The organism is Candidatus Nanoarchaeia archaeon (assembly GCA_035290625.1).
In the GTDB taxonomy this organism is placed as follows: domain Archaea; phylum Nanobdellota; class Nanobdellia; order Woesearchaeales; family DATDTY01; genus DATDTY01.
This window is the reverse complement of the sequence record DATDTY010000084.1, coordinates 1-7,974: the sequence shown is the minus strand read 5'-3', so window position 1 is coordinate 7,974 and position 7,974 is coordinate 1. Positions and strand designations below refer to the sequence as shown.

Sequence of the window (7,974 nt, the reverse complement as noted above, 5' to 3'; positions counted from 1 at the left end):
GATAAATGTAAAGTACATTATCCTGGCAAAAGAAGCTGACTATATAAGGCATGAATGGCTGTTAAATGATACGGATTTAGAATTGGCTAATGAAACCGATACTCTGATTTTATTGAAAAACAAATATAAAATAAACAAATTCTATCAAAGCGATGATTTAGAAACATTGTATACCCTCAGTTACAAGAAAAACAGCCCTATAAGCTACACAATAAGCAAGCCTGAAAAGAAGTATGTTATCTTCACAGATGCCTATAACAAAGGATGGAAGCTTGGAAAGCAAGAGCCCTTAGAAGGGACAACGAATGTTTATGAGTATAAAGGTGATGCTGAGTTGAGATACCGGAGATTCAACACCTATCTGGTGTCGTACATCATCTCATTGGCTGTTTTTGCTGGGTTGGTGGTTATTCTGAGAAAAGAAGATAAGTGATCTTCTACTACGTCCCTTCCCCGTCGTCTTCAGAGAACTCTTCCCATCAATACAATTCGTGATACGGTTTATTATGAGCTTTCCACAGCCATCCAAAGTAATCCTCAACATCCTTGATTGTCCTTCCTGAGCCCTCGTTGAACCATTGGATTGTTGTGAATTCCACAGCTCCTTGTTCTATCTCTAAGTTCATTGAAAACTCCCAGAAAATCCTTCCAACAAGGGAAGAGTAAGAGCAATGGATATAGTACTTCGTACCCTTCTTATCAACAAATTTCTTTTGAAAAGTTTTATTGCCCAGACCATCCTCGTATTCTTTGTATCCTGCTCGTTTCAAAAGTGTTAGCGATATTGTTTTTTTCATTGAAACATTACTTTTTTGGTTTTTTCATAATCCTTCACTTTCAACTTCCACATAATAGGAGTTCCATCCCTAAAGAGCATTAAAGGATGGCTTCTCGCAACGATCCCTTCTGCGATGAGAGTATTCGATATCATGCTTTTCTGCTGTTCTTTTAGTCTCTGAACTGCCCCTTCTATTGAAGCGATGCCCAGATAAGGCACATAGTCTACACATAGCTTATGCGCAATATCTGCCGCATTATGCTGCTCCAGCCACCAACCGTCAATCCGGGCATCAAAAAGAATAAACGAGCGATCATCCCTGTAATGTTTACCAGCTCGTTGGATTTTGTTGCCATACCCTTCCCCGTATAATATAACAGTATGCGCATCCGAGAATTGATTCAAAATTTTCCTTTCTGTGAAGATGTCTTTTAATCTGGACAGTAATATTTTTGGTATCTCTGCATCATCAGTCCTTCCCTTGAATTCTAATGTTGACGTCTCCCGAGTGAAAACAATCCTGATATTGGTCCCGTCAATCTTTTCAGTTATGTGCCATCTCTGTATGTTTCCAAATTCGGGACAGGAATACTCTCCTTCAATAATGGCATTGTTTGCATCCCGTTTCCATAAGGTATTAATCTTTGGGTATTTCATATGCGCCTTGTTTCTTCTGGTTTCAGGAGCTACGTCACTTCTTTGAGGCAGCTTTTCCAAGTGTAACCCATCGTGCAATCACCCTGCAGTCCAGATCATCCCAGAAAAACCAGACATTGCAGTTTTTTGTCTTGCATTGTTCATCAACGATAAAGTCATAAGTATGTCTGCATTTTGGGCAGGTTATTTTATGAGTCACTTCGTCAATGGAGTCATCTCTGTCAATCCTATCTTCAAAAGCATCAAAGCATTTCCTGCAAAGTCCAAGATTATAATTGCTCATCATGAATTCTTTGTATCCCCGCTTGCAATGAATGCATTTTCTCATGCCATGAGCGAAGCCCTGCCCCTATTTAAGGTTTTCTTTTTCTTAATGTTTTCTTAACTTAATTTAAATATTCAGTTAACAAAAACAAGAGTATGGATTGGAGCTTGGTTGCCTGGCTAAAGAGGGGCGGAAGACGAAAAAGCGTATTGATACTGGTATCCAAATCCTCAACCCCTGTTTCTGCAAATGATGTGAAGGGATCATTAAAGATTGCTATGTCCCAAGCTTCTGCAACACTCAAGGAACTAACGGATCAAAAGCTTATCCTCTGCCTCAACCCCGAAGATAAGATTGGTAAATTGTACAGGGTTCATAAGAATGGGGAGGATACTCTAAAGCAGATTAAGTAAGACCCCCACGCCCCTCCTGTCCATATACGCAGCTAATCAAGGGATGTTTAAAAAGGTTGTTGCAAACCTTGATTGAGGATCATCCTGCCCCTTTCTCTCCCCTCAACTGCCATAACCGGAGAATCCCGCCATCGTTTGCCCAGAATCAGTCTGGTAAAAACTCCCTGCCAGGAACTCACTCGAAAAGTTTAAATAAGCCAGGAGTATTGCATAATGCGTGAAAAGTATCAAAGAACCTGGGAAAGACGCGGAGTTTATTAGAGACATCAATAAGTTTATAGAGGCTTCTACAAGAAAAGTCTTCAAGCTGAAGGACTTAGGCTTCTGAATCTTACAAGGAGATCTTCGTAAGTAAAGAAGGTTGGCAGCTTTAAGCTTTCTTTGATATGGATATGTTTATACGCCTTTAAAGCCTGCTTGCTCAATAGGGTTTTATTGTCAGCAGAATAGACAATATCCAGCTTGTTAAGGCTTGCGCACGCAACAATCATAAAGTCTATCCTGATACTTGTATCCCAATGCCTCCAAAATTCCGGTAGCAATCATAATACTTCCTGGCCAAATGGGTGATCTGTATTGAATCCTTAAGGAAATGATTGCCTGTGATAGAATCATACAATCCCAGGATCCTAATCCTTGCCTTTTTGCTTAATTTTGAGACTCGGGGGATTGCCCGGATCTCTTTTCTTATTGGGCTATACCCATAAACAATGAACTCCTTGTCTTGAATTATTTTCTTTTCTATGTCTTGAGAATCTTTTTCCTTTAATAGGAATCCATAAATGTTTGTGTCAAAGAGTACCCTTAACATAGTACCCAGTCAGGGATAGGAGTATATTTAAGATTTACTGAAATTTGGATAGACCCCCACGCCCCTCCCGTCCTGGTTCATCAAGGGAAGTCTAAAAAGGCTGTTGCCAGCATTGATTGAGGATCATCCTGCCCCTTTCTCTCCCCTCAACTGCCATCCTGTCCAGAATCAGTTTTGTGAAAACACAGGCAACGCGAAAGGTTTATAAGCACATACGCACATACAACACCTATGGCAGCCCAGGATGTTTTTCCAAAGGGAATGGATTTATCAGCCTATGTAGGAGAGTGGATAGTGATATGCAGGGATAAGATAGTAGCACATGACAAGAGCCTGGCTAAGCTGGAAGAGGAGATAAAACAATGCCGCCCTGCCCCGACCATTGCTAAGCTCCCAAAAAAAGACACGTTGATTTTCTAAAATGCCGATTATATACAGGTACATCCATGTTCCAAGAAAAGATGGGACATTGCGGCATGCGCCATTTATCCCGGTTATTGTAAGAAATAAGTTTGAGCAGGTAATGAAAGTAGTGGGCCTTGTTGATTCTGGGGCAGACACTACTGTTGTTCCAAGGGATTTGGCAGATTTGCTTGGGATGAAAGAAAATGCAGCATCAACCGAGACAGGAGGCATTGGCGGAAAAGTTAAGGTGAAGCGTTCCAGACTGCGCTTTATGCTTGAAGGAAATCGTGAGCGGTATTCTCTGGATGTCCCGGCCCTTATCCTCCAGGATAATGATAACGACGTTCCGTTGCTTCTTGGCAGGCATGGGTTTTTTGAGCATTTCCATATAACCTTCAAACAAGACGAGCAGAAGGTGGTATTAAAAAGGATCAATCCAAAGGAGATCTATTAAATGGACCACCACAAGCGAACCCTGGCTAAGACAATCAGCTGGAGAGTATTGGCAACACTGATTACCATCACAATAGTGTTTACATTTACAGGAAATGTCAGGATATCCTTGGGAGTAGGGGCTTTTGAGGTTATTGCAAAGCTCATCTTCTACTACCTCCACGAAAGGCTATGGAACAGGCTTAATTGGGGCAGGAGAGGATAGCTTCAGAAACAGTGATTCCGAAGATTTATATAAGAACCCCCTCATACTCTTTGTCATTGCCCCTTGAGAATCAAGGGATGTCTAAAAAGGTTGTTGCAAACCTTGATTGAGGATCATCCTGCCCCGTTCTCCAGCCATCCAGCTCCCTGCTCCCAATTCCGCCCGCATCCCTTACATGCAGAAAATCCTGCTGCCGTCTTCTCCAAAATACCCGTTTGTGAGGATACACCTACACAAATAGAAAGATTTAAATATATGTAGGTGTAACCAGCGCCATGGTCTTTGTTCAGGAAAGGAAGCTGAAGGGGATACCCTACCTCTACGTAAATAAAACCCTGCGAATAAAAAACACAGTGTTTAAGATAAGCAAGTACCTCGGCAGGAAAGGTGAGGTCTCCGATGCCCAGATAAAAAAAGGCATGAAGGATTTTGCGCTTGATGTGGACAGGAAAACCCATGCTTTGGTTATGAAGGATATACGAAAGAGATACGCTCATCTTGAATATCCTCTCGATCTTTCTGAAGTAGAGAAGATTGAGGAAATGAACATTAAATACCACGAAATCAGGAAATCTCTCCACAGCAAGGATTGGATGGACGTTAAAAAGAGGTTCGTCGCTAACTTTGTATTCGAATCAAACGCTCTTGAAGGCAACTCGCTCACATTAAAAAACTTCTCAGAGATCGTCTTTGAGGATAAGGTAGAGAGCTCTGCTGACCTGAGAGAGGTCTATGATGCAAAGAATTCCTATATGGTGTTTTCGGATCTCTTTGATTCGAAGAGGGAGCTGACTGAATCAGCTATCATCAATCTGCACAAAAAAATCATGAAGAATATTGATAATCGGGTTGGTTATAAAAAAGTGCCCAATATCCTGCTTGGCAGAGATCTTGAATTAACCAAACCCGAGCACGTCGAAAAAGAGATGAAGATGCTGATAACGTGGTATCAGGACAATAAGGATGCAATGTATCCGCTTGAATTAGCATTTAAATTCCACCATCGATTTGAGAAGATCCACCCCTTCGCAGATGGGAATGGCAGAATCGGGCGAATGCTGCTCAATTATATATTGATCAAAAGAGGGTATTTTCCCATCATCATAAGAAAAACAGTGAGGGAAAGGTATCTCAAGGCGCTTCAGGCTGCTGATTTAGGAACATATGTGGTGCTTATGAGGTTTGCTCTTGAGAAGGCTAAACAAACCCATCGTAAATTCTTTGAGGTTTATTATCATTATTTATGAAGGCGCCAATAAGATAGCCAGTGCTGACAGAATGATAAATGCTCCTAACAAGACCCCGTGCTCTTCCTGTCCATAATCAAGGGATGTCTAAAAAGGTTGATGGCGCAAACCTTAACATTGGTGCCTGCCCCCAATTCTCCAGCCATAACATCCCTCCCAAGCAAAAACCCAAATCCGCTGTCCAAAATCGTGCGTTTAATAAACCCCGCATATGCCGACGGGTCAGAGAAAGATATATAAACATGGCATGTGATGCAGATAAAGAGGAGAAAATGAAGGACTTAATGCCAGCATTTAAAAAAGCGTATTCTAATCTGCCTGATGATGAAAGAAGCCAGATCATTGTTCTTATAGAAGGAAGGCCATACACATGGAACAGGGCATACGATGAAGTAGAAGGAAAAACAAAATTAGGCGAAAAAATTTTAAAAAAGATGAAACAATTGGAGATACTATGAGCAACAATAGCAGCAAGGAGATAGAGGATCTTGTTATAGCCCGGCTGGAGACGCTAAACAGGAATGCAAAGGTATTGCTCATGGGCAAGCCGATTACGGTTGCGGAGATGCTGGAAGAGGTAAGAAACAGGACAGAACTTGGCAAAAGGATTGTGGAAGTGCAGTTCAGGATGATACAGAGCTTAAGCAGGGGAGAAATTGACTAAAACGATCTTGTTCATGCGCCCCAGATATGACCCTCCTACAGCATGCATGCACTACTTCTCCGAAAGTATAATAGGGGCGATAGGAAAAGAGTATACGATAATTAATCTCGAAGGCCCAAAAGCGACCAAGGAGAATTTTGAAAAGTCGATACGAAAGGGCAGCCCAAGGCTGATGGTTCTGCATGGCCATGGGGATAAGGATTCGATTGCGGGCCATAATGGTCATATCATTTTGGAAGAGAGCAACATCCATCTCTTGGCTTCTACAATAACGTATGCAGTGGCTTGTGATTCAGCGCAGGAACTCGGGGAGATTGCTGTTAAAAAAGGCAAGGCAGATGCATATATAGGCTATGAGGCTCAGTTTATGGTGGTGATAGATCCCACCAGATCATCAACACCTTCAAAAGATAAAAATATGAAGGTCTTCATAAAGCCGTATGCAACTACAGTACTATCTTTAGTTACAGGAAGAAGGGTTAAAGCCGCTATTGATGATACGAGAAACGTCTTAAGAAGCCTTATACGAGAGTACGGTCGTTATGGAGTAAAAGACAAGTATGGGGATGCGCCATTAATCAGATTTGCCCTGTACTGGAATCTAATCTTTCTAAAGGGGTATGGAGATTTGTCTTCAGTGGTATTCTAACAAGACCCCCGCGCTCTTCCTGTCCATAATCAAGGGATGTCTAAAAAGGTTGGGGGATGCAGCTCCGCAAAACCATAATCAATCGGGTAAAAACCTTTAAGTTTTTTCCCATAAGCATTTCACAACAGTCCAAGAAATTCCTCTCTGGCCAGACCAAGCTGCCGGATAATAGCCCGCAATGTTCCTTTTGAAAGCTCCTTATGATTGGGGACGGTCAAGCGGCGATAAGGCGCACTGTTCTGCCGCAGGATCATGTGGCTTCCTGTCTGATGGTCCAGTTCGTATCCCAACTTTCTCGCGGCCCGTACAATGTCTCTTCCAGAAAGCCTTGGCAACTTAGGCATGGATTTCCACAACTTCCTCATCAATTGAGGGAGGGATGGCCTCGTTGTGCTTTTTTAGGCTTATGAGGTATCCGCGCATCGCATCCCGGATGTTTTTCACTGCCTCGCTGCGGCTCTTGCCCTGGGAGAGGCAGCCAGGCAATGTCGGGCATTCTGCCACAAACATCCCTTCTTCATCCTGCTCAATCACAACCCGGTATTTCATGGTTCTTCAAGAAGGTACCGCTCTTTAAATAGTTTCTGTTTGTGTTTTTGGAGGGGAGAATTTAAATATCTCATTTCTTAAGAGTATTGCAAAAAGACCGTGAAACCGCCAATCCTCCTCCTAATCCTTCTATCCTTCTTCCTCAAAGGCTTCAATGCTTCTGACGGAGAGCAGATCATCTCTTATTTGGTGATGAGTGGAAGATGACAGTCAAAAAGTAAGTTAAGTCTCTTTCAAAATGCCCCTACCAAGACCCCCGCGCTCTTCCTGTCCATTGCTGCTTGAGAATGAAGGGATGTTTAAAGAGGTTGCTTGTTCGTTAGTTCCATCATGAAAACATTAAAATACTTCCTACCACTGCTTTCTCGTGAGATGCCTCCTGATGAACACTACAAAAATAATTGAGGTAATTGAAACTGACAGATACAATGAAATACTCTCTAAGTATAACGAAAACCGCACTAATCCCCGACCTAAATGTCGGGGTTTTTGATCGTGCGGTTTTCGGGATTGAAAATTCGGGCTAAAGCCCACGTCTTAAACCCCGAATTTTCAATAAAGAAAGAATCAAAGTAAGTCCTCACGCCCTGGATCATTTAAGCGATTCGCAGAGGAAAATATTTAAGGAAGAAGACTTGATACATGCACTCTTAAGAGAGAGCCCGAAAGGAGTTGGATTGCAGAAAAATGGAAGGTATGCTGCCTTTTTTCGAAGAAAGGAAGGTTTTTTAAGGATTATATTCGAATTGAAGCTTGACAAGCTGGAGATAATAACGTTTATAAACACAGACACGATACCAAACCTAAAACGGCTGGAAAAATGAAAGGGAGATATCTTGAGGCTCTGGGAAAAGGGGAATGCATCTACGATTATGCTC

The 7,974-nt window shown here is 42.1% G+C and carries 16 protein-coding genes; 9 read left to right on the top strand and 7 right to left on the bottom strand.

Annotated elements, in window-relative coordinates; all coding sequences use genetic code 11:
• A partial coding sequence (locus tag VJB08_07435; protein HLD43787.1) for a hypothetical protein occupies nt 1-433 on the top strand: 433 nt, incomplete at its 5' end.
• 46 nt (nt 434-479) lie between these two features.
• Here VJB08_07435 and VJB08_07430 read toward each other — a convergent pair.
• Genes VJB08_07430 through VJB08_07420 form a run of 3 tightly spaced genes read right to left on the bottom strand, consistent with a single transcriptional unit; the run spans nt 480 to nt 1,763 of the window.
• Nucleotides 480-797: a hypothetical protein gene (locus tag VJB08_07430; GenBank protein ID HLD43786.1), complete on the bottom strand. Its 318-nt coding sequence runs from the start codon at nt 795-797 to the stop codon at nt 480-482.
• On the bottom strand, nt 794-1,435 hold the full coding sequence (locus tag VJB08_07425) for an RNA ligase family protein (GenBank protein ID HLD43785.1): 642 nt from the start codon (nt 1,433-1,435) through the stop codon (nt 794-796). Before VJB08_07425 ends, VJB08_07430 begins: the two co-directional genes overlap by 4 nt.
• Before the next feature lie 34 nt (nt 1,436-1,469).
• Nucleotides 1,470-1,763 (bottom strand): hypothetical protein, encoded by a 294-nt coding sequence (locus tag VJB08_07420; protein ID HLD43784.1) that lies wholly within the window; start codon nt 1,761-1,763, stop codon nt 1,470-1,472.
• A gap of 92 nt (nt 1,764-1,855) precedes the next feature.
• On the opposite strand from VJB08_07420, the gene VJB08_07415 reads away from it, so the two are divergent.
• The gene (locus VJB08_07415) at nt 1,856-2,113 is read left to right on the top strand and encodes a hypothetical protein (GenBank protein ID HLD43783.1); all 258 of its coding nucleotides are present in this window, start codon (nt 1,856-1,858) and stop codon (nt 2,111-2,113) included.
• Between the two features lie 496 nt (nt 2,114-2,609).
• On the opposite strand, the gene VJB08_07410 is transcribed toward VJB08_07415, so the two are convergent.
• The gene (locus VJB08_07410) at nt 2,610-2,924 is read right to left on the bottom strand and encodes a hypothetical protein (GenBank protein ID HLD43782.1); all 315 of its coding nucleotides are present in this window, start codon (nt 2,922-2,924) and stop codon (nt 2,610-2,612) included.
• Nucleotides 2,925-3,155: 231 nt separating this feature from the next.
• Here VJB08_07410 and VJB08_07405 point away from each other — a divergent pair, with 231 nt between their 5' ends.
• The 3 genes from VJB08_07405 to VJB08_07395 are packed head-to-tail and all read left to right on the top strand — an operon-like array spanning nt 3,156 to nt 3,987.
• The gene (locus VJB08_07405; GenBank protein HLD43781.1) at nt 3,156-3,344 is read left to right on the top strand and encodes a DUF5678 domain-containing protein; all 189 of its coding nucleotides are present in this window, start codon (nt 3,156-3,158) and stop codon (nt 3,342-3,344) included.
• A 1-nt stretch (nt 3,345) separates the two neighbouring features.
• Entirely contained in the window at nt 3,346-3,783 is a 438-nt protein-coding gene (locus VJB08_07400) for an aspartyl protease family protein (protein HLD43780.1), read from the top strand.
• Nucleotides 3,784-3,987 (top strand): DUF2061 domain-containing protein, encoded by a 204-nt coding sequence (locus tag VJB08_07395; GenBank protein ID HLD43779.1) that lies wholly within the window; start codon nt 3,784-3,786, stop codon nt 3,985-3,987.
• 70 nt (nt 3,988-4,057) lie between these two features.
• Here the strand turns inward: VJB08_07395 and VJB08_07390 are convergent, their stop codons facing one another.
• Nucleotides 4,058-4,216: a hypothetical protein gene (locus VJB08_07390; protein ID HLD43778.1), complete on the bottom strand. Its 159-nt coding sequence runs from the start codon at nt 4,214-4,216 to the stop codon at nt 4,058-4,060.
• 46 nt (nt 4,217-4,262) lie between these two features.
• On the opposite strand from VJB08_07390, the gene VJB08_07385 reads away from it, so the two are divergent.
• From VJB08_07385 to VJB08_07370, 4 genes are all read left to right on the top strand, one after another.
• Complete coding sequence (locus VJB08_07385) at nt 4,263-5,234, top strand: Fic family protein (protein HLD43777.1); 972 nt, start codon at nt 4,263-4,265, stop codon at nt 5,232-5,234.
• 242 nt (nt 5,235-5,476) lie between these two features.
• A complete protein-coding gene (locus tag VJB08_07380; GenBank protein HLD43776.1) occupies nt 5,477-5,692 on the top strand; it encodes a hypothetical protein in 216 nt (71 codons plus the stop codon).
• The gene (locus VJB08_07375) at nt 5,689-5,898 is read left to right on the top strand and encodes a hypothetical protein (GenBank protein ID HLD43775.1); all 210 of its coding nucleotides are present in this window, start codon (nt 5,689-5,691) and stop codon (nt 5,896-5,898) included. The genes VJB08_07380 and VJB08_07375 overlap by 4 nt, the downstream gene beginning before the upstream one ends.
• The gene (locus VJB08_07370) at nt 5,891-6,547 is read left to right on the top strand and encodes a hypothetical protein (protein HLD43774.1); all 657 of its coding nucleotides are present in this window, start codon (nt 5,891-5,893) and stop codon (nt 6,545-6,547) included. The genes VJB08_07375 and VJB08_07370 overlap by 8 nt, the downstream gene beginning before the upstream one ends.
• A gap of 119 nt (nt 6,548-6,666) precedes the next feature.
• On the opposite strand, the gene VJB08_07365 is transcribed toward VJB08_07370, so the two are convergent.
• Together VJB08_07365 and VJB08_07360 are read right to left on the bottom strand one after the other, a co-directional pair.
• Nucleotides 6,667-6,891, bottom strand: coding sequence for a type II toxin-antitoxin system HicA family toxin (locus VJB08_07365; GenBank protein ID HLD43773.1), 225 nt, complete (start codon nt 6,889-6,891; stop codon nt 6,667-6,669).
• Nucleotides 6,884-7,096 carry a type II toxin-antitoxin system HicB family antitoxin gene (locus VJB08_07360; protein HLD43772.1) on the bottom strand — a complete coding sequence of 71 codons (213 nt, stop codon included), beginning with the start codon at nt 7,094-7,096 and terminating at the stop codon, nt 6,884-6,886. Before VJB08_07360 ends, VJB08_07365 begins: the two co-directional genes overlap by 8 nt.
• Nucleotides 7,097-7,974 lie beyond the last annotated feature (878 nt).

Bases quoted from the DNA above. Each gene is read 5' to 3' on its own strand.
- VJB08_07425 (HLD43785.1), bottom strand. From the start codon at position 1,435: ATGAAATACCCAAAGATTAATACCTTATGGAAACGGGATGCAAACAAT.
- VJB08_07420 (HLD43784.1), bottom strand. From the start codon at position 1,763: ATGAGAAAATGCATTCATTGCAAGCGGGGATACAAAGAATTCATGATG.
- VJB08_07395 (HLD43779.1), top strand. From the start codon at position 3,784: ATGGACCACCACAAGCGAACCCTGGCTAAGACAATCAGCTGGAGAGTA.
- VJB08_07360 (HLD43772.1), bottom strand. From the start codon at position 7,096: ATGAAATACCGGGTTGTGATTGAGCAGGATGAAGAAGGGATGTTTGTG.
- VJB08_07400 (HLD43780.1), top strand. From the start codon at position 3,346: ATGCCGATTATATACAGGTACATCCATGTTCCAAGAAAAGATGGGACA.
- VJB08_07365 (HLD43773.1), bottom strand. From the start codon at position 6,891: ATGCCTAAGTTGCCAAGGCTTTCTGGAAGAGACATTGTACGGGCCGCG.
- VJB08_07430 (HLD43786.1), bottom strand. From the start codon at position 797: ATGAAAAAAACAATATCGCTAACACTTTTGAAACGAGCAGGATACAAA.
- VJB08_07380 (HLD43776.1), top strand. From the start codon at position 5,477: ATGGCATGTGATGCAGATAAAGAGGAGAAAATGAAGGACTTAATGCCA.
- VJB08_07410 (HLD43782.1), bottom strand. From the start codon at position 2,924: ATGTTAAGGGTACTCTTTGACACAAACATTTATGGATTCCTATTAAAG.
- VJB08_07415 (HLD43783.1), top strand. From the start codon at position 1,856: ATGGATTGGAGCTTGGTTGCCTGGCTAAAGAGGGGCGGAAGACGAAAA.
- VJB08_07405 (HLD43781.1), top strand. From the start codon at position 3,156: ATGGCAGCCCAGGATGTTTTTCCAAAGGGAATGGATTTATCAGCCTAT.
- VJB08_07375 (HLD43775.1), top strand. From the start codon at position 5,689: ATGAGCAACAATAGCAGCAAGGAGATAGAGGATCTTGTTATAGCCCGG.
- VJB08_07385 (HLD43777.1), top strand. From the start codon at position 4,263: ATGGTCTTTGTTCAGGAAAGGAAGCTGAAGGGGATACCCTACCTCTAC.